The sequence below is a fragment of the Xanthomonas sp. BRIP62418 genome (genome assembly GCF_003993495.1).
GTDB lineage: Bacteria > Pseudomonadota > Gammaproteobacteria > Xanthomonadales > Xanthomonadaceae > Xanthomonas > Xanthomonas euroxanthea.
Genome location: NZ_QEZG01000048.1, coordinates 44,524 through 70,481 on the forward strand (window position 1 = coordinate 44,524; position 25,958 = coordinate 70,481).

Below are 25,958 nucleotides of genomic sequence, written 5' to 3' on the forward strand. Positions count from 1 at the left end.
TGCGGTGCGCGATCAGCGATCGCGGTTGATCAATGCGCCTGGTTCACCTTGGCCCGCAGCGACTTGGCATGTTCCAGGTGCTGGGCAATGGTCTGGCGTGCACGCTGCAATTCCTTGCCCAGATCACTCGATCCCGGCTCGCTGGCCAGCTGTGCGTCCAGCAACGTCAACGCCTGCTCGTGGCTGGTCACGCTGGCCTGCAGATACTGCGTTTCGAACTCCTTGCCGTCCAGGCCTTCCAGGCGCTTGCGGGTACCATCGGCGCGGCTGGACGCGGCCTGCGCCAGCGTACCGCTGCGATCGGGCGCAAAACGGCTGAGGTCGGTCAACGCTGCGCTGTGTGCCTCGTCCATCTTGCGGGCGAACTGCAACGTCTCGCCCTCAAGGCCCTTGACGACAGCCAGCTGCGCAAGCGTGCGCTCCTGCTCGTTGAATACCACCAACGCACCCAGTGCCTGCTTGCGGTCGCTGGACAGCGTGGTAGCTGCACGCAGCGGGTCACCATGCGGCGGGGTGCTGCTTGCCTTGGCCGGCGCACTGAGCGACTGCTGTTGAACGTCGCGGTCGTTGTTCGTCGGGCTGGCCGTTTCACCGGTGTCGCCCTGACGACGCTGCCACGCCTTGTACGCCACGTAGCCCACCGCGCCGGCGGTCAGCATCTTGAAAATTCCCATCGTTGTCTCCTTGATTGATCGCGCCAGGCGCGGTCGTTGATTGTTGGGGTCGCATGGTCGCTGCAGGCATGAGCTGCGGACGATCCAGCGTGGCAGTCGAGAGTGCGAGTGCGCGGGTTATCCAGACGTGACACGCGCATCAACGCCGCGTCGCCAATCGGGCGCGTCCACACCGTGCGCACGTGCCGTGCTGATGGACTTAACGGCGCGCCGCCAACACTGCATGGCGTTGCCGCATACCGACGGCCTTACGGGAGATCTCCATGCTTGCCCTCAACTACCACGGCTCACGCGATGTGCGGGTCGAAACCGTGCCGGATCCGACCCTTGTCGAACGCGACGATCTCATCCTGCGCGTCACCGCCACCGCCATCTGCGGCTCAGACCTGCATCTGTACCGCGGCAAGATTCCGGACCTGCGGCATGGCGATATTCTCGGCCATGAGTTCATGGGCATCGTTGAAGACGTCGGCCCCGATGTCACCGCGGTCAAACCGGGCGACCGTGTGGTGATTCCATTCGTGGTGGCCTGCGGACGCTGCTTCCACTGCATGCTGCAGGAATTCTCCGCCTGCGAAACCACCAATACCGGCAAGGGCGCTGCACTCAACCACAAGGACATGCGCCCACCGGCGGCGCTGTTCGGTTTCAGCCATCTGTATGGCGGCCTGTCCGGCGGGCAGGCCGAGTACGTGCGCGTGCCCAAGGCCAATGTCGGGCCGTTGGTGGTGCCCGATGCATTGCACGACGAACAGGTGCTGTTCCTGTCCGACATCCTGCCGACCGGCTACCAGGCCGTCATCGATGCCGGGGTCAAGCAGGGCTCGACGGTGGCGATCTTCGGCGCCGGCCCGGTGGGCCTGATGGCCGCGGCATGCTGCCGCATGCTGGGCGCCGAGCGCATTTTCATGGTGGACCGGCATGCGTACCGGCTGGACTTCGCGTCCAAGGCCTACGGCATCATCCCGATCAACTTCGACGAGGTCGATGACCCGGCCGATGTGATCGTGTCGCAGACCGATGGCCGCGGCGTGGACGCCAGCATCGAGGCAGTGGGATTCGAGGCCGAAGGCAGCGCGATCGAAACCGCGCTGACCAACCTGAAGCTGGAAGGCAGCAGCGGCGTGGCGATTCGTCAGTGCATTGCCGCAACGCGCCGCTGCGGTGTGGTCAGCGTGCCGGGCGTGTATGCCGGCTTCATCCATGCCTTCATGTTCGGCGATGCCTTCGACAAGGGCCTGAGCTTCAAGATGGGCCAGACCCATGTGCAGAAGCATATGCCGTACCTGCTGGAATGCATCGGCAATGGCGACCTCAAGCCCAGCGCGATCATCTCGCACCGCATGCCGCTGGCCGACGCCGCGCGAGGCTACGAGCTGTTCGACAAGAAGCAGGACGATTGCCGCAAGGTGGTGTTGACGCCGTAACCGCCAACAGCGCTGCAAACGCTGCAAACGCAAACGGCGCGGTCGATGACCGCGCCGTTTGCATTGCTCGTCGATGTGCGGCCTGGTCAGTCCAGCGGCTTGGCCGGCACGAACGGCGACACCGGATCGCTGGCGGGAAAGGTTTCTTCCAGCGCATCGTCCTGCAAGGCGTCCTGTTTTTCCTTCTCGCTGCGTTGGTCGTCGTGATCGCCAGCCGAATCGGGCGCAGCTGCGTGGTCGTGGTCGATGGTCATGGGTTCTCCTGTCGCGTGGATGCGGACCACCCAACGCTACGGTGGTCCGGCGACGGCACAGGTGAAAAACGTCTTCGCATCGGCACGACAAAGGCAACCGTTTAGGGATGCATCCAGCCGCGCGGCGCGCTGCGGGCGCTGTTGCATGCTGGCAGCCGTTGATCGCTGGATCCGGCGATCCAGGCCGTGACGCAACGGAGCAACAAGGCATGCGTGGATGGTGCGCCCTGTGCGTCATGTCTGTCTGCGCATTGCACCGTTCGACATCGCCATCATGATCGGCATGGCGCGCGTTTATCTCCTTACCTGCCTGCCTTCTGTCGATGCCAACGTCGCAGCGTCGATGACGCACGCATACGACCCGCACCATTAAGTGCCTCGACCGATGCCTCCGCGCGCGGCACCCGCACCGCAGGCCCATACGCAATGCACGCATCGCAGTGCCGACAACGCGGCCATCCAGGGCACTGCGGCAGCGATGCCCGTCTGCTGCATCCAAGGCAGGGGCCGGTTCACACCCCGGCACGCCCAGGGTGTATGGTGCAAGGGCGGCCGGACTCCGGTGTCGCCTTCACTCTATCTGGCCTTTTCCATCAAGAATCTCTGCGAACGCTGCGATGCCGTCTGTTGCCGGCTCACCGTCATGGTCGATCCATCCGACCGCATCCCCAACCACCTGACCAGCGTGACGCCGCAAGGCTGGCACGTGATGGCGCGTGACGAGGAAGGCTGGTGCGTGGCCATCGACGCGGCGCGCATGTGTTGTTCGATCTACGAGACGCGGCCGGCGATCTGCCGGCGTTTCGTCATGTCCGGGCCGTATTGCCGCGACGTGCGTGCCACCTACGACGACCAACGCCGGCGGGGCATTCCCTTGACGCTCTACAACGCATGAGGATTTCGCCATGAACAACTCCCGCCGTCAGTCGATGACCGTGAGCAATCAGCCAGGCAAGCCGCGGTTGTCCGAGCAGCGTCTGGCCGCCGATCTGGAGGCGTTCCAGCAATCCGGCGGCGCGATCGAGCGGCTGGGCGATACCCCGCTGCGTCGCGACAAGAAGCGTGGCGAGCCCGAGGCCACGCCTGCGGTCGCGGTCAAACCGGCAGCTGCCGACGCCAAGTAAGCGTGCGCGGCGCCTGCAGGTACAGCCGGCCCGCCGCAACCTGCGACCCTGGTCCTACAGCAGCTGCGCGCGATCGATCGCGCCAAGCCCTTGCGCCAGCGAGGCCATTTCATTGGCCAGGTTGATCATGTTGCCGCCGGCCTGTGCTGCGATGGCCATGATGCGTTGATACGCATCCCAGAAGTCCGGTCCACGGCCATAGGCATCGTGGAACCCTTGCAGCTCCAGGACCAGCAGATCGGACACTTGCATGTCGGAGTGGTCCATTGCGTTCCCTCGTTGGGGGTTTCCCGGCCCGCAGCTTATACCCGTTCACCTGGTAAAACCGGCGCGATCAGACCGCTGGGGATTGAAACCTGAATTGGTTAGAGAGGGTGACCGGGGTGACATCACTGCGCAATTTCCGCCGCTGCCGCGCTGGGTGCGCCTGGCACCGTGGCGCCCCACGGCGCCAGGCAGCCGCCGGCACCTGCCGCGGAGAGGAGCCGGCTCAGCCAGCACCAGCGCGGCTGAATGCCGCCAGCCCTGCCCGCGGCCACAGGCGCTCCGGCCCTGGCCCGGGCGCCGAACCACGCACATTCCCGTGTAAAATGCGCGGTCTTTGACCGGACCAATGGCGAAAGCTGCTCCACGGGCGCCCTTGTCGGGCCCGGCGTTCATTCGCCTGCTCGCTCGCCTCACCGATGCCCACGTTGCCCAGTCCAACCATGCGCTCGCCGACCGGCTCAGCCAATGGATCGACTGGACGCGCGCGGTCGCCGTGTCCAAGGCACTGGATGGCAAGCTGCCCGAGATCGAAGCGCTGCCCGAGACGCGCCGGCTCGACGTCGAGGCCTGCGCACGCGTGCGCACCGGGTTGGCGACCAGCAGCGTGGTCGACCTGGATGCCGTGGTCGCGCGCGTACGCCGCGATGCGCGCAGCGCCGCCGCTGCCGACAACGACGCGGCGGCAGCGACGCCTGCGCCCGACTATGCCCCGTTCCGCCAGCACTACCTGGCCATGCAACGCGCAATGCGCACCGCCACCGGCGACCTGCGTGGCCGCCTGCGCGACATGCTGGCCCTTGAGTCCGGGCAGATGGCGCGGCTGGCCGAGGTGGATGCGGTGATGGAGCTGACCTTGAGCCCGCGCGAGCAGACCCTGTTGAACCATGTGCCGACCCTGCTCGGTGCGCATTTCGAGCGCCTGCGCGATGCCGCGCAGGCGCCAACCCCGGCAGCCAACGGCGACGCCGCGCCACGCGCGGTCTCCGACGGCTGGCTGGATGTGTTTCGCAAAGACATGCAGAGCGTGTTGCTCGCCGAACTGGATGTCCGTTTTCACCCGATCGAAGGCCTGCTTGCAGCGCTTCGTACCCGCTAACTGGGACCTCATGTTCAGAACTCTCGTTCACCTGTGTGTGTTTGTCGTCGGCCTGTTGGCGGTTTGCTGGGTCGGCATCGGTTATCTGGGCTCCAATCCGCTCGGCGCCTGTGTCGCAGCGGTGATCGGCGCCTGCTATGTGGCCGGCGCGCTGGAGCTGTATCGCTATCGCCAGGCCAGCGCCACGCTGGACGATGCCGTTGCCGCGTTGACCACCGCACCAACGGCATTGAGCGAGTGGCTGGAGCGCCTGCATCCGAGCCTGCGCAATGCGGTGCGCCTGCGCATCAAGGGCGAGCGCGTGGCGTTGCCGGCACCGGTGCTGACACCGTACCTGGTCGGCCTGCTGGTGTTGCTGGGCATGCTCGGCACCCTGCTCGGCATGATGGCCACGCTCAAGGGCACCGGTTTTGCATTGCAGAGCGCCACCGACCTGCAGGCCATCCGCGGCTCGCTGGCCGCACCGGTGGAAGGCCTGGCGTTTGCGTTCGGCACCTCGATCGCCGGCGTGGCGACCTCCGCAATGCTGGGGCTGTTGTCGGCGCTGTGCCGGCGCGAACGGCTGCAGGCAGTGCAGCGGCTGGACCTGAAGATCGCCTCCGAGCTGCATCCGCACTCGGACGCGCACCAGCGTGGCGAAGTGTTCAAGTTGCAGCAGCAGCAGAGCGCGCTGATGCCGGCGCTGATCGATCGCCTGCAGACGCTGATGGGCAGCATCGAGCAGCAGAGCATCGCCGCCGATGAGCGCCTGGCCGCGCAGCAGGCCGAATTCCACGCCAGGAGCGAGGCGACCTATGCGCGCCTGGCCACGGCGATGGAGCACGCGTTGCAGGCCGGCGTGGCAGAAAGCGCACGCGCGGTGGGCGCGGCCCTGCAGCCGGCGATGGAAGCGACCATGACCAGCATCGCGCGCGACACCGCCGCGTTGCATGAGCGCCTCACCCACGCCGTGCAGCAGCAACTGGACGGCATCACCAGCGGCTTCCAGCACAGCGCCAGTGCCGCGGCCGCGCACTGGACCACCGCGCTTGCCACGCAGGAACGCGCGCAGCAAGCGCTCGACACGCAGCTGCAGACCACGCTGGAGCAGCTCGCACAACAGGCCACTGCGGTGCAGGACGGCGTCGGCAGCGCCGTGCAGCAGCAACTGCACGCACTCAACGACGGCTTCCAGCACAGTGCGCAGACGGCCGCCGACCACTGGCAGGCCGCATTGGCCGCGCAGGAACGTGCCCAACACGCACTGACCGAGCAGCTGCAGGCCACGTTGGCGCAGATCGATCAGCGCAGCATCGCGGTGCAGGACGGCGTGAGCCACGCGGTGCAGCAGCAGTTGCACGCCCTCAATGACGGCTTTGACCGCAGCACCGCCGCCGCTGCCGACCACTGGGCAGCGGTGCTCGCCGAGCAGCAGCGCGCAGGTGCCGCGTTGAGCGCGCAGTTGCACGCCACGCTCGACCAGCTCGCGCAGCAGACCACCGCGCTGCAGGACGGCGTGCACCAGGCCGTGCAGCAACAACTCGATGGCCTGAGCAATGGCTTCGAAAACAGCACCGCGGCTGCTGCCGCCACCTGGACCGCGGCATTGGCCGAGCAGCAGCGCGCAAATCAGGTGCTGACGCAGGAATTGCAGGGCACGCTGAGCCAGTTCGCCAGCACCTTCGACGCACGCTCCAGCGCCCTGGTCGATGCGGTGTCCAGGCGCATGGATCAGTCCAGCAGCGAGACGGCCAGTGCCTGGAACGATGCGCTGGCGCAGCAACGCGACGCCAGCGCCGCCCTGGCGAGCCAGCACCAGGGCGCGCTGGCGGCCGCCACCGCCAGCTTCGACACGCATGCCGCCGCCCTGGTCGGCACGCTGCAGCAATCGCATACCGACCTGCAGGCCGCGCTGGAAGCGCGCGATTCCCAGCGCCTGGCGCTGTGGAGCGAGCGCTTCACCGCGATGAGCGCGGAGCTGACCACGCAGTGGGAACGCACCGGCGAACGCGTCACCCAGCAACAGCAGGCGATCTGCGACACCCTGGCCAGCACTGCCAGCGAGTTGTCCACGCAGGCGCAGGCACAGGCCAGCGCCACCATCAGCGAGGTGGCGCGCCTGATGCAGATCGCTTCCGAAGCGCCCAAGGCCGCCGCCGATGTGGTGGCCGAACTGCGCCAGAACCTGTCCGAAAGCATGGTGCGCGACACCGCCATGCTGGAAGAACGCAGCAAGCTGCTCGCCACCCTGGACACCTTGCTCAACGCGGTCAATCACGCCTCCACCGAACAACGCGCAGCGGTGGATGCGCTGGTCACCACCTCGGCGGACCTGTTGCAGCGCGTGGGCACACAGCTCACCGAACAGATCGGCAGCGAAACCGGCAAGCTCGGCGCGGTGGCCGCGCATGTCAGCGGTAGCGCGGTGGAAGTGGCCAGCCTGGGCGAAGCCTTCGGCGTGGCGGTGCAGCTGTTCAGCGGTTCCACCAGCGAGCTCAACGCGCGCCTGCAGCACGTCGCCAGCGCCCTGGACGCCTCGCTCGCCCGCAGCGACGACCAACTGGCGTACTACGTGGCGCAGGCGCGCGAAGTGGTAGACCTCAGCATGCTGTCGCAGAAGCAGATCATCGAAGAACTGCGCCAGCTCGACCGCGGTCGCGGCGACGCCGGCGAGGCCGCTGGCGACGAGGCCAGCGCGGCATGAGCGACGAGATCGACATCGACGGCGAATCGGGCACACCGATCTGGGCCGCCTTCGGCGACCTGATGTCGGTGCTGCTGGGGGCGTTCGTGCTGATCCTGGTCGGGGTGATCGGCGTGCAGCTGCAGCTGTCCAGCCGCCTGGACGAAGAGGTCAGGCAGCGCCAGGCCGAAGCGCAGCGCCGCAAGACGCTGGAGCAGGCACTGGCGGCGCCACTGGCCGCCGGCCGCGTGACCCTGGTCGACGGACGCATCGGCATCCGCGGCAATGTGCTGTTCGCCTTCAATTCCGATCAGTTGCAGCCGGAAGGCCGCGAGGTGCTGAAGACACTGGCCGCGCCGTTGACCGAGTATCTGGCGGCGCGCGAGGAGATCCTGATGGTCAGCGGCTTCACCGACGACCGCCCGGTGCTGGGCGGCAACCGTCGCTACGCCGACAACTGGGAACTCTCCGCGCAACGCGCGCTCACCGTGACGCGTGCATTGATCGCCGAAGGCGTGCCGGCCGCGTCGGTGTTCGCCGCGGCCTTCGGCTCGCAGCAGCCGGTGGATTCCAATGCCGACGAGACACGCCGCGCCAGGAACCGCCGCGTGGAGATCGCGCCAATCGCGCGCCCTTCCACGTCGCGTGCCTCTTCTGCCGCCAAACCCACAGCGGCCGCAGGCACGCGATGAGCACGCAGGCGACATCCGCGCACGCGCGCCTGCAGCGCTGGCGCAGCCAGGGTGCCGACCAGCTGGATCCGGTGCGGTTCCACCTGATGGAGACGCTGGCCGCGCGGGCCGGCACCCAGACCGAGGCAGTGCGCCAGGTGCTGGAAGAAAAGCTGGGCAGGCTGGTCGATGCGTATGCGGCAACGGTGAAGCAGGCGGCGCGTCGTCCTGTGGCCGGCGATCCCGCGCAGCCACTGCAACGCAGCGCGCTGGGCGCACTGGCCAAGCAGATGGCAGGCCATGCCGCGTTGATGGAAGTGGACAGCAGAAAGACCGCCACGGCCGACGCCACACCGTTTCCCGAGCTGCCGGCGCTGGAGGATTTCCGTCGCACCTGGACCACGGTGCGCACCGCCAGCCAGGTGCGGCAGTCGCTGCAGGACGCCCCCAAGGACGCCGGCCCGCTCAATTCCAGCGTGCTGGTGCACCGCTGCATCAGCCTGATGCGCGAGTGCTCACCGGGCTATCTGCAGCACTTCCTCGGCTATGTCGATGCGCTGTCGTGGCTGGAACAGCTGCACAACGGTGGCGCGTTGGCCAGCGAGGACACCGCAGCCGTGGCGCCCGGCAAGAAGCGCAGCAAGCGTCCGTCCACCCGGCGCAGCTAGGGCGAGCAATCACGCACGCTGCGCTGCACGCGCACGCCGCTGGCGGACGCCAGCCTGGCGCGCACGCACGGTGCGGTGGCAGCCAGTCCGACGGCCTGCCGTCGTTCGCGCCCACCTGGCTCCTGCGTGGTCCATCGACCACGCAGGAGCGTCGATCATCGCTCAGCGTGGCATCGCACCGCTGCTCAGAACCGCAGCCGCACACCCACCGTCCAGCTGCGCGGCGCGCCGGGATACACCCACTGCTCGCTGTAGGAGAACGCGGCGTAGCGGCGGTCGGTGAGGTTCTCGACCTTGGCATACAGGCGCAGGCGCTCGCTCAGGTCGTAATGGCCGACCAGGCGCCACACGGTGTATGCAGGCAGCACGAAGTCGGTATTGCTATCCACCGAGCCCAGCCGCTCACCGGTATGCGATACGCCCACGCCCACCGCCGCACTGCGCTTGCCGGTCAACGGCTGCTCATAGTTGAGGAAGGCATTGCCGCTGAAGCGCGGCACGTTCGGAAAGCGGCGCCCCTCGGCCAGGCCGGTGCCGGCGGCGGCTGCGCTGCTGCGCGTGACCTGCGAGTCGGTATAGGCCAGGCCGACCGAGGCGGCCAGACGCGGGGTCAGCCGCCCGAGTAGATCCAGCTCCACGCCCTGGCTGCGCATCTCGCCCACCGGCAGCGAAAAACTGGTGTCGGCCGGATCCAGGCTCAGCACGTTCTTCTTGTCGATGCGGAACGCGGCCAGCGTCGCTTCCAGGCCATCGCCGGGCTGCACGTATTTCAGGCCGGTTTCCAGCGAGCGGCTTTTCTCCGGCGCAAAACTCTGCCCGTCCGCCCCCACGCCGCTGTTGGGACGAAAGCCTGCCGCGGCGCTCGCATACAGCGACAGCGCCGCGTCGACGTGGAAGATCACGCCGGCACGCGGGCTGACCACACCGTCGGAGGCGCGCTGCGTGGCGCCGCGCAAGTGGTTGTCGAGATCCTGCTGGTAGTGGTCGTAGCGCAGGCCGAGCAAGGCCTTCCAGCGCGCGCCCAGATCGAGCTGGTCCTGCGCATACACGCCCCACACCTGCTGGCGTTCTTCGGTGTCGGTGATCGTGGCCAGCCGCCCCGGCTGCGCAACGCCGTACTGCGGCGCAAGCACGTCGATGCTGTACGGCGTGGCCGCGGAGCGTGCGCGCTGCTGGAAGCGGCTGTCGTCGAAGCGATTGCCATCCACGCCGAACAACACATTGTGGGTGACGCCACCCATCTGCAAGCTGCCAAGCAGTTCGGCACGCGCGGCGATGTCGCGGCCCTGGTAATCGCGGTAGCGGCGCTCGCGGCGCAGCGTGCGCTCGTCGGCCTGCAGCGTCCACGGTTCGGTGGAAAACCCGCGCATGCCGCTGTCGCGATAGGTCGCCCCGCCCTGCAGCGACCAGGTCTGGTTCACGCCATGCACCACGAACACCTGATGCCCGGTGGAATGCAGGTCGATATCGCCATCGCGCGGCTCACCCAGGAAACGCCCGGCCGGCAGCCGATTGGCATCGCCATCGATGGCGGTGACCCCGCGATCGAACGGCGCATGGATGCGCACGAATTCCAGCTCGTAGGACACCGTGGTATCGGGCGTCGGCATCCACAGCAGCGAGGGCGCCAGCAGCGTGTTGTCGCTGTCGACGGTGTCGCGGAAGCTGTGCTGATCCTTGTGCATGACATTCAGCCGATAGGCCAGGTTCTCGCCCAGCGGGCCGGTGCTGTCGAGCGCAGTGCGATAGCTGTCAAAGCGCCCCGCCGACAGGTCCACGCTGTGCTGCGGCTGGAACAGGGGCTTCTTGGTGACGATGTTGACCGCCCCGCCCGGCTCGCCGCGCCCGTACAACGCCGAGGCCGGGCCCTTGATCACCTCGATGCTTTGCGTGTTGGCGCCATCGCGCAGGCCGTTGTAGCCGCGGCTGGCGTTGAAGCCGTTGACCATGTAGTCCGAGCTGAAATTGGGGTCGCCGGTGAAGCCGCGCATCGAGTAGCTGTCCCACAACCCGCCCAGGTTGTTGGCCTTGGTGATGCCGCTGGCCAGCTCCAGCGCGCCGGCCAGATCGGTGACCCCGGCGTCCTCGAGCAGGGTCTGGTCCAGCACGCGCGCACTGATCGGCAGATCGCGCAGCGGCGCATCGGTCTTGGTGGCGCCGGTCACGCTCAAGGCGCGGTACGGCGTGTACTGGCTGCGCACCTGCACCGTATCCAGATCGCGCGCCTGCGGCTCGGCGGCCGCGGCTAGGGGGCTGACGCCTGCGCAGCTCAGTGCACCGAGCAAGGGCAGCGTGTTGGACAGACGGCGGCGCGGCGTGGACATCGGGCAGGACTCCTGAAGCACCCGGGCACGCTGGGCCCGGGTCGCACGTGAGACAACGAAGGTTGAGGGGTGAAATGCAGCCGCTATGACGCGGGATCGGCACTTGCATCGAAACCTGGCGCGCGCCCGAAGTCCTCGCGCGTAAAGGGCCGGTCGCGAAACAGATAGCCGTAATAGAACGTCCGCAGCGCACGGTGATAGGTGCGGATGCGATCCTGATACGCCAGTTGCGCACGCAGGTCGGTGGCTGCCAGGCGCGTCAATGCAGCCTGCAACGCCACCGGTGGCAACACACTGGCCACGCGCTGCGCCAGCGCTTCGCGGCGCTGCAGGCCCTGGCGATACGCCGCAACCTGCGGCGCCACCTGCTGATCGCCGTTTTCGTGGAAGGCGAAATACCACTTGTAGTGGAACGCCCCGGTCAGCGGCGCCGAATCGGCCCACTGCGGGTTCTGCGCGTAGAAGGCCCGCATGGTGTCCTGGCGTGGAATATCCCAGGCATGGTTGACCGCCTCGCGCTGCAGCCGCGCGATCTCGCTGCCTTGATTGACCGGCACCGCCTGGTTGATCGCCACATGCGCCAACGCCGGCGCCACCAGCGCCAGCACCACCCAGCAGGTCGCCAGCGCGGTGGCATGCGCGGCCGGGCGCCAATGGATGCGCCCCACCAGCACCGACAGCAGCACCCAGAACAGCAGATAGGCGCAGGTCAGTGCCAGCACCGCGAGTTGTTGCAGCAGCGGCACCGCATTGACACTTGCCGCGATCACAAACGGCACGCTCAGGCAGGCCAATACCGCAGCTGCACGCACCACCACGCGCCGCACCAGCAACGCCGTGCCCGCACCCGGCAGCGCCGCGAGCATGCGCGCGCGTCCGGCCTCGCGCTCACCCGAGCGCAGATCGAACAGCAGTGCGATCACGAACAAGGGCAGCAGGAACACCAGCACGAAGGCGTAGTCGAAGCGCCCGGCCAGTGCCAGCTCCGGGTTGTAGCTGTCGCCATCGTGGATCTGCGCTTCCAGGCCCAGCGCGCGCACACGCAGGATGTACGGCGAGACATCGCGCATGCCCACCGCGGCAAATGCCAGTGGCGTGGGCAGGTCCCAGGTCGGGTGGAAGCTGTAGTAGGCCGCGCTGCCCGCGTCGTTGGAGCGGGCCACATAGTCCTGCACCGCCGCGATATCTTCCTGTTGCAGCGCCGCGATGCGCGCGATGTTGGCGCGCTGCGCGGCGATGACATGCTGGCCGGAGAGCAGGCTGCACACGGTCAGCACCGCCAGCAACAGCAAGCCGGCCAGCGCGGCGCGTGCGCGCAGCAACAGCAGCAGTTCGTATTTCCACAGCAGCATCAGCGCGCCACTCCCACACGCCGGCCCGCGGCGACCAGCAGGCACAGCGCAGCCAGCAGCCAGGCAGCGACCAGGCCGAGCGCGGCGCCGGCGGCCCGCAGCACCTCGGTCGTAGCCGGCGGCTGGAATGCGAACACCGGAATCTGCTGCCAATGCGCGGAGGAGATGCGTTTGCGTTGGTCGGCGCCGGCATCCTGCGCGGTGTCGTCGGCCATGCTCACCGCATCGGCCTGCAGCTGGTTGAGCTGCTGCACCAGCGTGTAGCGGTAACGCTCGGCCTGGGCGAGAAACCGCTCGTGCGCACGCAGGTCGGTTTCCGCCAGCGTCATCGACAACGCGCGCAGCGCAACCGTGGGGCTCAGCAAGGCGAACGTGCGCACCAACAGATTCTGTTGCTGCTGGATGGCCGAATCACGCGCGGCATAGCGCTCGAACAGGCTCGCGGTGAGCCGCTCGCCTTCCAGCGCCAGCAGGCCCTTGTAGTTGACCGGCAGCTCTTCCACCCGCTGCACGCCATAACGCGCCAGCGTCTGCTGCTTGAACTGCGCAAAGTGCGGGTCATCCGGGTTGTGGCTGTCGCCGAGCGTGCGCAGGTCGCGCTGGATCGCCACATCGGTTTCCAGCCGCGTCGGCAGGCGGTACGCCGCACTGGCCACATCCGGTGCCAGGCGCGGCACCAGCAGGGCCAGCCACACCCACACCGCCAGCGACACCAGCAGCGCATCGCGGCCGCGCCGGCACAGCATCGACACCGACAGCACCAGCGCGCACCACACCAGCAGATACACCGCATACGCCAGTACCAGCAGTGCGACCCGCAGCGCCTGGCCCGGCAACAACGCAACCGGCACCAGCCCGACCAGGGCCGGCAATAAACAGGCCGCCGCCACCGCGGCAAGCGCCAGATATTTGCCGCCGAACAATTGCCGGCGCGTGGCACCCTGCAACAACAGCGCACGCAACGTGCCGGTCTCCTGTTCGCGCGCCACCGCGCCATAGCCCAGGAACACCAGCAGCAGCGGCGCCAGCACCTGCAGCACGAACGCAGGCGTCAGTTGTCCGAAGCGCACCAGCAACGAACTCTGGCGCACATCGCCGAAGTTGGCGGTGTTCTGGCGGTGACCTTCCAGGAACATGCTGTTGCCGGTGAACGCGTCCACGCCGGCATCGAACGCAGCCAATGCAGGCAGCGGGCGATAGATGAAATGGCCGTAATGCACCACCCGATGCGGGTGGCGGTCCGGCTGCGCCTCGAAGGCCTGCTGCGCGGCCAGTTGCTGGCGCGCGCGGAACGCGGCCACCTCGTGCTGATGATGCGCAGCGGTCAATGCCGCCACCAGCGTGAGCAGCATCAGCAACACCACACCGATGGCGGCGGAACGATTGCGCGCTATGTAACGCAGCTCTTCGCGCGCGACCAACAGCACCGCACTCATGCAGCCTGATCCTGGTTGCGCGTAAAGCGCGCATGCAAGGTGCGCACGTCGAAGCCGCTGTCGCCGGCACCGATGTCCCCGGCGATGCGCCCGTGTTCCAGGAATCCGATCCGGTCGGCCACCTCCACTGCGCCGAGCAGGTCGTGGGTGACCATCAGCACCGCGCCGCCACGCTCGCGCACGCTGCCGACCAGCCGGTTGAAGTCGGCGATGGCGCGCGGGTCCAGGCCGGAGGTGGGCTCGTCCAGCAGCAGCACCGGCACCTGGCGCAGCGTGGCCACCGCGATCGCCACCTTCTGGCGCATGCCCTTGGAAAACCCCGCCAGCCGCTGGCGCCAGGCCTCGTCCTGCAGACCGGCAGCGGCCAGCGCCTGGCCGATCTCGGCCTGGCTGCGGCGCTGGCCGGCCAGCGCCAGCAGGTAGTCGGCATTTTCCAGCGCGCTCAGGTGCTCGTAGAGCGCAACGTTTTCCGGCAGATAGGCCAGCCGCGCACGCGCGGCGCCGGGGTCGGCGACCGGGTCGATGCCATCGATGCGCAGGCTGCCGGCGCTGGGTTTGACGAAACCGAGCAGGCTGGAAAGCGTGGAGGACTTGCCGGCCCCATTACCGCCCAGCAAGGCGTAGACGCTGCCGGGGGCGACCTGCAGATCCAGCCCCTGCAGCACGGCGCGGCCACGATAGGCCACATGGAGGTTGCTGATTGAGATCGCGGGAGCGGCGTGGGGACTGGAAAGCATGGCAAGGCAGTAGTTCAACGAAATGATACGTTATCACATTGCGATTGTGGCCTGGAATGCGCCGTCATCGCGAGACGACAGCTGCCCGATACCGCCGCGACCGTCAAAGCGAGCGCCGCCGGTCGAATGTTACTGTATTACGTAACCACCCCCCGGTGCCTGCTGGTGTTCGGCAGTCCCTGCGATGCGCGGCTGCACCTGGAGAGACCCGCCACCCAGGCGCACGCAGGCGGCTGGAACCGCGATGCGGCACGGCGCTCTTCAAGCGCCGCCGCCGTGCCGGCGCAGCCATCAGGATCAGCACGCCTTGCCACCTCTTCCCCCTCAATCGAGATCCCGTACGTCCCACATGACTTCCGATACGCGCCCCTTTGCTCCGCACGCTTCGTCCCTTCCCGCACGCGCCCGCGACAACACCATGGCCGAGACCACGACCACGGCCGGCGGCGCCACCCGTGCCGCTGCCGGCCTGCTCGCCGCAACCCTGTTCACCGCCGCGCAGGTGGGCGCGCAGTCCATCGACACCAGCGCGCCACTCCCGCCGGTGCGCGCCTGGCATGGGGCCAGCGAGGCGTTGATCGCCACGCCGGACGATCCGTGGAGCACGCCGGCGGAGCGCAGCGATTTCGCCAGCACGCCCAGTTACGACGAAACGCGCGCCTGGCTGGAACGCCTGGTCGCCGCCTCGCCGCTGCTGTCGTTGGAGGTCTTCGGCAAGAGCAGCGAGGGCCGCGACCTGCTGCTGGTACGCGCGCACAAGGGCGCCCCCGGCAAGCCGGTGGTGCTGGCGCAGGCCGGCATCCACGCCGGCGAGATCGATGGCAAGGATGCCGGCCTGATGTTGCTGCGCGATATCGCCCAACGCGGCAAGGACACCTTGCTCGACCAGGTGGATCTGGTGTTCGTGCCCATCCTCAATCCCGATGGCCACGAGCAACGCGGCCCGCTGATCGGCGCGGCCTTGCGCGGCCCGCAACAGATGGGCTGGAACACCACCACGCGCGGCATCAATCTCAACCGCGACTACCTCACCCTGGAAGCGCCGGAAACCCGCGCGATGGTCGCGCTGCTGCACACCCTCGACCCGGCGCTGTACATCGACCTGCATGTCAGCGGCGGGCTGGATCATCAGTACGACATCACCTTCACCTTTGCCGGCTGGGGCACCTACGCACGCTCGCGTGCCACCGCCGACTGGCTGCAACAACGCTTTACGCCGGCGGTGAACACCGCGCTGCGCAGCCAGGGCCATGCACCTGCGATCTATCCCAGCCTCATCGACGAAGACGCGCCGCGCTCGGGCCTGCGTTACTCGCCGGAAGGGCCGCGCTATTCCACCGGGTATGGCGACTTCGCCGGCATCCCCACCGTGCTGGTGGAGAACCACCGCCTGAAGTCGTACCGGCAGCGCGTGCTGGGCGACTATGTGCTGCTGGAAGCAGCACTGCGCGTGGTTGGCCGCGATGCAAGAAAGATCGATGCGGCCAAGCGTGCCGATCGCGCCGCCTGCCCGCAGGAGCTGATGGTCGCCTGGGAACGCCTGCCACAGCCGATCGCCCAGGTGCCGTTCCAGGGCGTGACCTATACCCGCGCGTTCTCGCCGGTGTCCGGCCGGCAGGAACTGCGCTGGGAAGGCCGCGACCAAACCTGGACCATGCCGGTGATCGGCTATCGCCAGACCCAGGCCGTAGGCTATCCGCTGGCCTGGTGGATCCCGCCCGGCAACGACGATGTGGTCGCACTGCTGCAGGCGCATGGCATCGCCTACGAACGCCTGCAACAGCCGCGCCAGCTCAGGGTGCAGCAGATCCGCGTGGTGAAACAGGGCCACGCCCAGATACCGCAGCCAGACGAAGCCGACGAAACCTTCGCCGCCGGCAGCATCCGCGTGCCCGCCGATCAACCGATGCGCATGCTGGCGGCCGCGTTGCTGGAACCGGCCAGCAGCGACTCGCTGCTGGCCAGCGGACGCTTTCGCAATGCCGGCAGCCCCGATAGCGGCCTGTACGGCACCGAGCTGGTGGATTTCACCGAGCGCGTGCTGCACAACGACGCCGCCCTGCGCGCCGCGTTCGAACGCAAGCTCGCAGACGATGCCGCCTTCCGCGCCGATGGCGATGCGCGGCTGCAATGGATCTATGCGCGCTCGCCGTACGCGGCGATCACCGGGTGGCGTTATCCGGTGCGGCGTCAGCTGGTGGAATGAAAATGTCGCATGCCGGTTGCAGACGGGGCGGCAGTAACCGTTTCCAGTCGCGCGTCAGCCGTTATCTGGCGACGCGTGCATGTAGCCGAACAGACTTTCGAAAGCGGCAACGCATTCGCGCCAAGTAACTAGCGCGTTTGCCCGGAATAACTCAACAACGCCACGCCTGGCCTGCCAGTGCGTGGCGTTTGTTTTTTGCACACGCACGCGCTCCGAAGGTGGCAAATGCCGGTTTCTTCCGCCTAAAACGCACTGTGGCTGGTGTCACTCACTGGGTTCCACCGACGCGGACGATTATGTCCGTAGATAGTCACGTCTGCTGTTTTAAACGCGCCAATCAATTGCCTCGATAGAGCAAAACTATCGCCCGCTTTTTTTGCGCGCGTTGGATTCTTAACCGGCCAATCCCGATTGTAAAAATCCTGCTAAAGCAACGATGCAGACGGCCGCTACCGCATTCCAGGGCGTCACGGCGCCCATCTCCGTTTTTGCCCGCGCGCCATCGATGGTGCTGCGTCCATCACCCACCCAGCCGAGATTTCAATGAAATTGACCGTCAAGCTTCTCAGTGGCGCCATCGCCCTGGCATCGTCGACCTGCGCCTACGCGCAGCAGGACGCGATGTTTTCCTTCAGCGGCTTCGGCACGCTGGGTGTGGTGCATTCGACCGAGGACCAGGCCGACTTCACGCCCGACATCCAGACCGTGGAAGGTGCCGGTGCCAGTCACTCCACCTCGGCACGCCCGGACTCGCGCATTGCCGGCCAGGTCAACGCCAACTTCACCGAGAAGTTCACCGGCGTGCTGCAGGTGACCAGCGAATACGCCGAGCGTGCCGATTACACGCCGAAGGTCACCCTGGCCCACGTGAAGTATCAGTTCGGCCCGCAGTTCGCCGCGCGCCTGGGGCGCATCACCGCGCCGCTGTACATGCTGTCCGAATACCAGCGCGTCGGCTACGCCACGCCGTGGGTGCGTCCGCCGTACGAGGTCTACAACTATCTGCTGCCGATGGACGGCGTGGAAGGCGTCTACACCATCAACGCCGGGCAGAGCGTGGTCAGCGTGCAGGGCTTCTATGGCCGCATCGACTCCAAGAAGGCCGACGTGGACGCGCTGCGCGGTCTGGCCATCGGCCTGGAATCGGGCGCATCCACCTTCCGTGCCGGCTACATCGTCGGCACCAGTACCTTCGACACACCGTCGCTGGATCGCCTGTTCTCGGCCTATCAGCGCATCAATCCCGCGCTGGCCGATCGCCTGACCACCTATGGCGTGGACGGCAGCTTTGCCAGCGTGGGTTACGCCTACGATCCGGGCAACTGGTTCCTGCGCAGCGAAGTGATCCGCGCCGATTACTCGCCTTCGCTCAACGGCAAGACCACCTCCGGCTATCTCAGTGTCGGCGGGCGCTTCGGCACGCTGACGCCATCGATCACCTATGCCAACGTCGATCGCAAGGGCCCGAGCATCGCGCCCGGCCAGGATCCGGTCGGCGTGATGACGCGCGCACTGGCGCAGGCCGAGAGCGGCCGCCACAGCTTCACCGCCGCGCTGCGCTGGGATGCGCGTGAGAGCGTTGCGTTCAAGCTGCAGGCCAGCCACATCAACAACAACGCGGGTTCGTTCGGATCGTTGAACAACATCCAGCCGGGCTTCCGTCCGGGCGGCAGCTACAACCTGCTGTCGGCCTCCGTCGACTTCGTGTTCTAAGAGAGCCCCCATGACCATTTCCAAGTGTTTTGCAGTCTCGCTGCTTGCCGCGTTGTCGCTGACCGCGTTCTGCGCCAATGCCGATGTCGTGGTGGTGATGGCGGCCAAGGGCGGCCCGGACAGCCTCAGCGCCGCGCAGGTGTCGCAGATCTTCCTGGCCAAATCCAGCAGCCTGCCCGGTGGCGGCGCAGCGGTGCCGATCGACCAGGAAGAAGGCGTGGCCACCCGCGATGAGTTCTACAAGAAAGTCGCTTCGCGCGATTCGGCGCAGCTGAAGTCGTACTGGTCGCAGCTGATGTTCACCGGCAAGGCGCAGCGTCCCAAGCGTGTCAGCGGCGACGACGCGGTCAAGAAGGCCGTCGCCGCCACGCCGGGCGCCATCGGCTACATCAGTGCAAGCGCAGTCGACCCCAGCGTCAAGGTCGTCCTGAAGCCGTGACCCGCCCCCTGCTCGAGACTCACGTCATGAGACGCATCCTGTCGCTACCGTTGTTCTGGAAAATCCTGATGCCGGCCGCGGTGGCGATCCTTTGCCTATCGAGCTATGTGGCCTTCAGTACGCTGGTGTTCCACCGCAACAACGACCGCCTGGAAGCGGTACGCGACGTGCATTTCCCGTTGCTCGACGCCATGACACGCAACGTGGCTGCGCTGGACAAGCTCATCAACGGGCTCAACGGCGCCGCTGCCGCCGGCGATGCCGACATGTTGGCGGCCACCAAGCCGGTGGCCGAAGAGATCCACGCTTCCTACGTGAAACTGCAGAAGGCCGATCCGGCCAATGCCAGGGAGCTTGCCCGGCTGGGCAAGCAGTTCGACGACTACTACGGCCTGGCCCAGGGCGTGGCCGCCGCGTTCGTGGAGCAGCGCGAACCCGACGCGGCGCAGATGAGCGCCATGGCGCCGGCACTGGAGACCTATCGCACCACCCTGACCGCCATGCAGAAGCGCGCCGATGCACGCTTCCGCGGCACCGTGCAGGAAGCGGTGGACAGCTCGGTGGCGGCAAGCATCGGCGGGCTGGTGCTGGGTGTGGTCGGTGCGGTGCTGTGCATCGCCTTCGGCTGGATCGTGGCACGCGCCATCACCCAACCACTGAACCGTGCGGTGGGCATTGCGCATGCGGTGTCCTCGGGCAAGCTGGACAACAGCATCTCGATCGACCGCAACGACGAGGTCGGCCAGCTGCTGCAGGCGATGGACAGCATGCAGCGCCAGCTGCGTCGGGTGATCCAGGCGCAGACCGACATGGGCGACAGGCACGAGGCCGGCATGGTCAGTCACCGCATCGCCGAGCAGGAATTCCCCGGCGAATTCGGCAGCATGGTGCGTGCCAGCAATGCGCTGGTGTCCAGCCATATCGCGGTGACGATGCAGATCGTTGCATTGACCGAACGCTATGCCGCCGGCGACCTGTCGCAGCAGCTGGAGCCGTTGCCGGGCGAGAAGGCGGTGATCAGTCAATCGATCAACGATGTGCGGGCCAGCCTGCTGTCGATCAACGGCGAGATCAAGCGGCTGGCATCGGCCGCAGCCGCGGGCGACTTCAGCGCACGTGGCGACGAGACCGCGTTCGAGCATGACTTCCGCCAGATCGTGGTGGACCTCAATCACCTGATGGGCAGCTCGGACAAGAGCCTGGGTGCGGTGTCGCAGGTGTTGCAGGCGATTGCGAGCGGCGACCTGACCACGCGCATGCACGGCGACTTTGCCGGCGTGTTTGCGCGCATGCGCGACGATGCCAACACCACGGTGGATCGCCTGACCGACATCGTCGGGCGTATCCAGCACTCCTCGTCCGAGATCGACACCGCTGCCGGCGAAATTGCCGCCGGCAATCAGGACCTGTCGCGGCGTACCGAACAGCAGGCAGCCAGTCTGGAAGAGACCGCCGCCTCGATGGAGGAGCTCACCTCCACCGTCAGGCAGAACGCCGAACATGCGCTGCAGGCCAACGAGCTGGCACGCAGTGCGGCCAGTGTGGCTTCGAAGGGCGGCGAGGTGGTCAGCCAGGTGGTCGGCACCATGTCGGGCATCGAAACCTCATCGAAGAAGATCGCCGAGATCATCTCCGTCATCGATGGCATCGCCTTCCAGACCAATATCCTGGCCCTGAACGCGGCCGTGGAAGCGGCGCGTGCCGGCGAACAGGGCCGTGGATTTGCGGTGGTGGCCTCGGAAGTGCGCACGCTCGCCCAGCGCTCGTCCGCTGCAGCCAGGGAGATCAAGGAGCTGATCGACGCCTCGGTGGGCAAGGTGGCCGAAGGCTCGGTGCTGGTGCACAAGGCCGGCACCACCATGACCGAGATCGTCGCCAGCGTGAACCGGGTCACCGACATCATGGGCCAGATCACCGCTGCCTCCAGCGAGCAATCGGCCGGTATCGAACAGGTCAACCAGACGGTGATCCAGATGGACGAAACCACCCAGCAGAATGCAGCGCTGGTGGAAGAGGCCATGGCTGCGGCCCGGGCGATGGAGAAGCAGTCCAGCACCCTGACCCAGTTGGTCTCGTTGTTCCAGCTGGAGCCTGCCGGCGCGCAGCAGCTGGAACGAGACGCCGCATAGGCGATCGACCGGATCGTCCCGCGATGTCCCCGACGCCCCTCTTCTGCACGGACTGCAGAAGGGGGGTTCCTGTATTCCCAGGCGGCAGACACGGCGGTGATCCGGCGTCGTTTCACGTAGCGCCACGCGCGTGGCGCGCCGAGGACGATCGATGCGGTGTCCCGACGTCGCCCCCGGCGTGCTCCACCTGCCAGCCAGCGCTGGCTTACCCGACCTGGACATGCGGGGTTGTCCGACACCCGCGACCGCGCTTTGCCGATGGCCCAACGGCGCGCCATCGCGAAAGCCCGGTCCGGAAGACGCGTCTGCCCGCTCCACGCATACCCCGGTGCTTATCGCCTGCCGGGCCATATGCCGAACAATGCGCAAAACAGATCACAGTTCTGCGGAAAAAAGTGGCGCGACCGCACAGTCCTCACGGCTACGTCACCACCAAGCAACATTTGCGTGCGATAGCTGTCGCGCTCGCTGAACACCGAGCCAACTGTCCCCCATCCAGCGCGCGTTCCGCTGAGCGTCGATCTGCCCCCCGGCAGCCGGCGGTGGCCTCGTGCGTCCGATCGATTTCCAGGAGATTCACACCCATGCGCTTCCGGACTTTCTTCGCCGTCCTGCTCTTCACCGCTGCCAGTGCCAGCGCAAACGCCCAGGTCGTCACCCTCAACAAGGGGGGCTACACCTTGCGCTACGACTGCACCAACCACACCGCGTTGCGCTATGAGTATGTCCTGCAGGCCGATACCGGCTCGGCGGCGCGTCCGTCCAGTTTCAATCTGGATACCGAACTGCCCAGCGGCTGCGCCGGCCAGACCTCCACGGCCTCCTACGCCAGCGTGCGCACCGGCTACGATCGCGGCCACCTGGTGACCTCCAACCACATGGACTACAACGCGACCTACATCCGTCGCGCCAACCTCATGTCCAACATCGTGCCGCAGGTGGCCAGCTTCAACCAGGGCATCTGGGTGCGCGCGGAAAACGTGGCCGAGTGTTATCGCGACATCGCCAGCGTGCAGGTCTACGGCGGCGTGATCTACAGCGACACCACCAACGATTACTTCCTGAGCAGCCACGGCATCCGCACCCCGGACTTCTTCTGGAAGACGATCATCACCGCCAACCCCGGCGGCGGCACCCGCGCGATCAGCTGGCTGATTCCCAACAGCGCCAACCTCGGTTCGCTGGACAGCTACATCGTCAGCATCGACGAACTGGAAGACCTCTACGGCGCCAGCACCATCGGCATCACCGCACCGGCCGACGTCAAGGCCATGCTGCCCGCCACCACCTGGCCGCAGCCGAGCAATTGCGACCTGGGCTGAGCGCGGGCTACGCGCGTCTCTCGCCGCGTCGATCAACAGCGGCTGACGCCATGTTGCGAGCAGTCGTCAGGCAGCTGCGGACGGCGCGCCCGGAACCGGAATGTCCGCATGGCCCTTGCCGATGCCGTGCACCGGCCGTGCCCGCCTGGCGCTGAGCGCAGCAGCCTGGCCAGCTGCACTCCATCGCGGGGCGTGTGATCCAGCAGACAAGGCCCGGGATTCCCGGGCCTTGTCGTTGCAGGCAGCGCCACGCATGGCCCGCCGCAACACGCACTCAGGCATCGGACGCGGCAAGCGCCGCAAACCAGTCCGCGTAGGGCGTGTTCTTGACCAGATGCCGATTGAAGTCCTTTGCGCCATCGCTCCACCACACCGGGCCGCGCTCTCCCAGCGCCGTCTTGGCACGGTCCACCGCCGCACGCGCCGTGGCCAGCCGCCCGGCATCGTCATCGCGCCTGGCCGCCTTGACCGCGCGCCGCGCATCCATCAACGCGCCGACCAGCCCGGCACGCACGTCTTCGCGCAGATGCGGGTTGGCGGTACGCCAGAGCCGGCCACGCACGATCAGATACCGGCCATCGGGCGTGATGACGGGCGCAGTGGCGGCCGTCATTGCCAACGCACTCGCAAATAACCCTGTGACGTTGGGCAGGCCAAGCCGCGCCTACTCGACCCGCGCAAAGCGGGGACGCGCAACGCCGTCCACCTCGACCTGCGCGACGAACATCGCATACGGCCGCACCCACAGACCGACGTCGCTGTCCAACGGGCGGTAGAGCACCAGCGGGGCCAGCGTCTCGCTGCAGCGCACGACGCCGAGCACGTCATAACGGCCGCCCTTGAAGTGGCGGTACTGGCCCAACGCGATGCTGGGTAATGGCGACAGAGAGGTGTCCATGGATGTCACAGGATGGGCAGCCCCCAAGTCTAGGCAGCCCGGCCCGCGACAGCCAGCACATGCCGCGCAACCGGCGGCATGCGGGTGTCACCGATGCACGGCGCGGACAACGCCGCGACGTGCTTACTGGTCGTCGTCCTCTTCGTCCTCTTCGTCTTCGTCGCCCAGGTCGCTATCGTCCTCCACCGGGTCCTCGATGCCATCGTCGTCATCGATCTCGCTGTCCTGCGCAGGCCCTTCCTGGATTGGCGCAGTGTCCCTGCCCGGCGCCTTGACGCCATTGGGCGGGGTCGGATCGTCCACGCCGCGATTGCCGTTTTCGTCGTTGCTCATGGTCAGCTCCAGCGGTAAAAGACCGCACGGCCACCCTCCTCCCGCCGATGTGACGTGCACGTGTGTCCTGCACGATCGCAGTGCAGCCCATGCCGGCCACGCCTGAGCCGAGCGGGCGCCACCGCATCCGGCCGGTGCCTGTGGCCGTACTGATGAAAACGCCCACGGAGTCACCGCATGCCGAGCTTGATCCGCAACCTGGAAAACCTGCTCGCCGCCTGGAAAGCCGAGGCCAGCACCTTCGATGCCTGCGACATGCCGGCCTCCGCGCTGGCCTTCCGCGACTGCCACCGTCGCCTGTCCGCGTTGCTGGACGAACATGCGCGCCACACGGCCACGCCAGTGGTCGAGCGGGCCGCGCACGAGCAGCAGAACTCAGTGCCCCAGCTGCAGGCGCGCGCCATCGCGCCGATGGGTCCCTAGGGTGTCGATCAGCGTGTCGCTGGCCTGATTGACGCCGATCACCTCGACCTCCGCACCGTGCGCGCGCAGCTTGAGCACCACCCGATCCAGCGCCGCCACCGCGCTGATGTCCCAGAAGTGCGCGTGGCTCAAATCGATCAGCACCTTGGGCGGCGTGCCCGGGAAATCGAAGCTGGCCACGAACTGCCCGGCCGATGCAAAGAACACCTGGCCGCGCACCGCATACACGCGCACTCCGTCGTCACGCTCGCTGGCCTGCACCTGCAACATGCGCCCGACCTTTCGCGCAAAGAACAACGCCGACAGCAGCACCCCGGCCAGCACGCCGCGGGCCAGATCGTGCGTCCACACCGTGACCACGACGGTGCCCAGCATCACCACCGACGAACTCCCCGGGTGCGTGCGCAGATCGCGTAGCGAGCCCCAGCTGAAGGTGCCGATGCTGACCATGATCATCACCGCCACCAGTGCCGCCATCGGAATCTGGCGCACCCAGGGCGCGCCATACACCACCATCAACAGCAGGACGACGCCGGCCACCAGGCACGACAGGCGCCCGCGTCCGCCCGAGCGCACGTTGATCACCGATTGCCCGATCATCGCGCAGCCGGCCATGCCACCGAAGCACCCGGCCAGCAGGTTCGCCAGTCCCTGGCCTGCGCATTCGCGGTTGCGCTGCGACGGGGTGTCGGTGAGGTCTTCGACAATCTGTGCGGTCATCAGCGACTCCAGCAGGCCCACCACGGCCAGCGTCGTCGACACCGGCAGCAGGATGCGCACGCTGTCCCACGTCAGCGGCACGTCCGGCAGCAGGAACACCGGCAAGCTGTCGGGCAGACGGCCCATGTCGCCCACGTTGCGGATGTCGATGTGCCAATACGCGCACACCGCCGTCAGCACCACGATGGCGACCAGCGGCGAGGGAATCGCCGTGGTGAAGCGCGGCAGCAGATAGATGATGGCCAGGCCCGCCGCACACACCGCATGCACCGGCCATGGCATGCCGACCAGCTCCGGCAGCTGCGCCAGGAAGATCAGGATCGCCAACGCATTGACGAAGCCGGTGATCACCGAGCGCGAGACAAAGCGCATCAATGCACCCAGGCGCAATGCCGCCGCGATCAGCTGCAGCACGCCGGCCAGCACGGTGGCCGCCAGCAGATACTGCAGCCCGTGTTCCCTGACCAGGTCCACCATCAACAACGCCATTGCGCCGGTGGCGGCCGAAATCATCCCGGGCCGGCCACCGGCGATCGAAGTCACCACCGCAATGCAGAACGCCGCGTACAGCCCGACCTTGGGGTCGACACCGGCAATGATCGAAAACGCGATGGCTTCGGGAATCAGCGCAAGCGCGACCACGATGCCGGCGAGCACATCGCCACGCACGTTGCCGAGCCATTGCTGGCGCAACGAGAAAACTCTGGACATTGAAACGCCTCCGCGCACCGGCAAACACACGGCACGACGACATGAACGTCAAACACCTGGACCTTCGCAGCAACTGCGAGCGCGTGATGCCTTAGGTCAGGGTGGTGTCATGTGTCGGAGGAAATCGCGCTGGACGAAGCTTCATGCTAACGCGCTGATGTCGGTGTGCACAACCGATGGCGCGCTGCTGCGCATGCACATCGAGCAGTCGAAGCCGGGTAACGCTGCCGATGCCGGAGTGCCACCAACGCGCAGGCCGCTGGAAGATGCGTATTGGCATCGCATGGTGCCGCTGGCGCGGGGCAAGCTGCATGCGTCGCGGGCGCAGGGCATTGCCGGAGACGCCGGCTACATTCGGTGGATGTGCCGGAC

At 67.0% G+C, this 25,958-nt stretch carries 24 protein-coding genes and 1 other RNA gene; 13 read left to right on the forward strand and 12 right to left on the reverse strand.

The features are described from left to right. Positions 1–29: 29 nt before the first annotated feature. On the reverse strand, positions 30–674 hold the full coding sequence (locus EO174_RS17635) for a DUF4142 domain-containing protein (protein ID WP_126946307.1): 645 nt from the start codon (positions 672–674) through the stop codon (positions 30–32). A gap of 263 nt (positions 675–937) precedes the next feature. Here EO174_RS17635 and EO174_RS17640 point away from each other — a divergent pair, with 263 nt between their 5' ends. Continuing rightward, positions 938–2,101 (forward strand): zinc-dependent alcohol dehydrogenase, encoded by a 1,164-nt coding sequence (locus EO174_RS17640; protein ID WP_104583183.1) that lies wholly within the window; start codon positions 938–940, stop codon positions 2,099–2,101. 86 nt (positions 2,102–2,187) lie between these two features. Here the strand turns inward: EO174_RS17640 and EO174_RS22995 are convergent, their stop codons facing one another. Further along, positions 2,188–2,355: a hypothetical protein gene (locus EO174_RS22995; RefSeq protein ID WP_164740250.1), complete on the reverse strand. Its 168-nt coding sequence runs from the start codon at positions 2,353–2,355 to the stop codon at positions 2,188–2,190. A gap of 478 nt (positions 2,356–2,833) precedes the next feature. On the opposite strand from EO174_RS22995, the gene EO174_RS17650 reads away from it, so the two are divergent. Further along, positions 2,834–3,250 carry a YkgJ family cysteine cluster protein gene (locus EO174_RS17650; RefSeq protein WP_104650172.1) on the forward strand — a complete coding sequence of 139 codons (417 nt, stop codon included), beginning with the start codon at positions 2,834–2,836 and terminating at the stop codon, positions 3,248–3,250. 10 nt (positions 3,251–3,260) lie between these two features. Then, the gene (locus EO174_RS17655; protein WP_119131730.1) at positions 3,261–3,479 is read left to right on the forward strand and encodes a hypothetical protein; all 219 of its coding nucleotides are present in this window, start codon (positions 3,261–3,263) and stop codon (positions 3,477–3,479) included. 54 nt (positions 3,480–3,533) lie between these two features. Here EO174_RS17655 and EO174_RS17660 read toward each other — a convergent pair whose 3' ends face one another. Beyond that, positions 3,534–3,746 carry a hypothetical protein gene (locus EO174_RS17660; RefSeq protein ID WP_104583180.1) on the reverse strand — a complete coding sequence of 71 codons (213 nt, stop codon included), beginning with the start codon at positions 3,744–3,746 and terminating at the stop codon, positions 3,534–3,536. Between the two features lie 346 nt (positions 3,747–4,092). Here EO174_RS17660 and EO174_RS17665 point away from each other — a divergent pair, with 346 nt between their 5' ends. From EO174_RS17665 to EO174_RS17680, 4 genes are read left to right on the forward strand one after another with little or no spacing between them, the layout of a single operon-like run. Further along, entirely contained in the window at positions 4,093–4,842 is a 750-nt protein-coding gene (locus EO174_RS17665) for a DUF3348 domain-containing protein (protein WP_164740251.1), read from the forward strand. A gap of 10 nt (positions 4,843–4,852) precedes the next feature. Then, complete coding sequence (locus EO174_RS17670; RefSeq protein WP_164740252.1) at positions 4,853–7,525, forward strand: DUF802 domain-containing protein; 2,673 nt, start codon at positions 4,853–4,855, stop codon at positions 7,523–7,525. Further along, entirely contained in the window at positions 7,522–8,196 is a 675-nt protein-coding gene (locus EO174_RS17675; RefSeq protein ID WP_119131727.1) for an OmpA family protein, read from the forward strand. The genes EO174_RS17670 and EO174_RS17675 overlap by 4 nt, the downstream gene beginning before the upstream one ends. After that, positions 8,193–8,843 carry a DUF2894 domain-containing protein gene (locus tag EO174_RS17680; RefSeq protein ID WP_119131726.1) on the forward strand — a complete coding sequence of 217 codons (651 nt, stop codon included), beginning with the start codon at positions 8,193–8,195 and terminating at the stop codon, positions 8,841–8,843. The genes EO174_RS17675 and EO174_RS17680 overlap by 4 nt, the downstream gene beginning before the upstream one ends. 185 nt (positions 8,844–9,028) lie before the next feature. On the opposite strand, the gene EO174_RS17685 is transcribed toward EO174_RS17680, so the two are convergent. The 4 genes from EO174_RS17685 to EO174_RS17700 form a co-directional block, all read right to left on the reverse strand. Then, complete coding sequence (locus EO174_RS17685; RefSeq protein ID WP_119131725.1) at positions 9,029–11,167, reverse strand: TonB-dependent siderophore receptor; 2,139 nt, start codon at positions 11,165–11,167, stop codon at positions 9,029–9,031. An 83-nt stretch (positions 11,168–11,250) separates the two neighbouring features. Next, positions 11,251–12,519, reverse strand: a complete 1,269-nt coding sequence (locus EO174_RS17690; protein WP_126946316.1) for a DUF3526 domain-containing protein — start codon at positions 12,517–12,519, stop codon at positions 11,251–11,253. After that, on the reverse strand, positions 12,519–13,955 hold the full coding sequence (locus EO174_RS17695; RefSeq protein WP_126946319.1) for a DUF3526 domain-containing protein: 1,437 nt from the start codon (positions 13,953–13,955) through the stop codon (positions 12,519–12,521). The genes EO174_RS17690 and EO174_RS17695 overlap by 1 nt, the downstream gene beginning before the upstream one ends. Beyond that, complete coding sequence (locus EO174_RS17700) at positions 13,952–14,692, reverse strand: ABC transporter ATP-binding protein (protein ID WP_126946322.1); 741 nt, start codon at positions 14,690–14,692, stop codon at positions 13,952–13,954. The genes EO174_RS17695 and EO174_RS17700 overlap by 4 nt, the downstream gene beginning before the upstream one ends. Positions 14,693–15,110: 418 nt before the next feature. Here EO174_RS17700 and EO174_RS17705 point away from each other — a divergent pair, with 418 nt between their 5' ends. The 5 genes from EO174_RS17705 (at position 15,111) to EO174_RS17725 (ending at position 22,501) form a co-directional block, all read left to right on the forward strand. Next, entirely contained in the window at positions 15,111–16,898 is a 1,788-nt protein-coding gene (locus tag EO174_RS17705; RefSeq protein WP_241240041.1) for a M14 family metallopeptidase, read from the forward strand. Between the two features lie 543 nt (positions 16,899–17,441). Further along, entirely contained in the window at positions 17,442–18,611 is a 1,170-nt protein-coding gene (locus EO174_RS17710) for a hypothetical protein (protein ID WP_104583172.1), read from the forward strand. Positions 18,612–18,621: 10 nt separating this feature from the next. After that, positions 18,622–19,050, forward strand: a complete 429-nt coding sequence (locus EO174_RS17715; protein WP_104583171.1) for a substrate-binding domain-containing protein — start codon at positions 18,622–18,624, stop codon at positions 19,048–19,050. Next, positions 19,047–21,179 (forward strand): methyl-accepting chemotaxis protein, encoded by a 2,133-nt coding sequence (locus tag EO174_RS17720; protein ID WP_104650160.1) that lies wholly within the window; start codon positions 19,047–19,049, stop codon positions 21,177–21,179. Before EO174_RS17715 ends, EO174_RS17720 begins: the two co-directional genes overlap by 4 nt. A gap of 584 nt (positions 21,180–21,763) precedes the next feature. Continuing rightward, positions 21,764–22,501 carry a DNA/RNA non-specific endonuclease gene (locus tag EO174_RS17725; RefSeq protein WP_104650158.1) on the forward strand — a complete coding sequence of 246 codons (738 nt, stop codon included), beginning with the start codon at positions 21,764–21,766 and terminating at the stop codon, positions 22,499–22,501. A 40-nt stretch (positions 22,502–22,541) separates the two neighbouring features. Here the strand turns inward: EO174_RS17725 and EO174_RS17730 are convergent. The 4 genes from EO174_RS17730 to EO174_RS17745 form a co-directional block, all read right to left on the reverse strand. After that, positions 22,542–22,618, reverse strand: a non-coding RNA gene (locus tag EO174_RS17730) — sX9 sRNA. Between the two features lie 157 nt (positions 22,619–22,775). After that, positions 22,776–23,114, reverse strand: coding sequence for a hypothetical protein (locus tag EO174_RS17735; RefSeq protein WP_126946325.1), 339 nt, complete (start codon positions 23,112–23,114; stop codon positions 22,776–22,778). 51 nt (positions 23,115–23,165) lie between these two features. After that, positions 23,166–23,399: a DUF1653 domain-containing protein gene (locus EO174_RS17740; RefSeq protein WP_104650156.1), complete on the reverse strand. Its 234-nt coding sequence runs from the start codon at positions 23,397–23,399 to the stop codon at positions 23,166–23,168. Between the two features lie 123 nt (positions 23,400–23,522). Next, positions 23,523–23,732 (reverse strand): hypothetical protein, encoded by a 210-nt coding sequence (locus EO174_RS17745; protein WP_119128246.1) that lies wholly within the window; start codon positions 23,730–23,732, stop codon positions 23,523–23,525. Positions 23,733–23,909: 177 nt separating this feature from the next. Between EO174_RS17745 and EO174_RS17750 the strand changes: the two genes are divergently transcribed. Beyond that, entirely contained in the window at positions 23,910–24,155 is a 246-nt protein-coding gene (locus EO174_RS17750) for a hypothetical protein (protein WP_119128245.1), read from the forward strand. On the opposite strand, the gene EO174_RS17755 is transcribed toward EO174_RS17750, so the two are convergent. Next, positions 24,108–25,586 carry a SulP family inorganic anion transporter gene (locus tag EO174_RS17755; protein ID WP_208411948.1) on the reverse strand — a complete coding sequence of 493 codons (1,479 nt, stop codon included), beginning with the start codon at positions 25,584–25,586 and terminating at the stop codon, positions 24,108–24,110. The genes EO174_RS17750 and EO174_RS17755 overlap by 48 nt on opposite strands. Positions 25,587–25,958 lie beyond the last annotated feature (372 nt).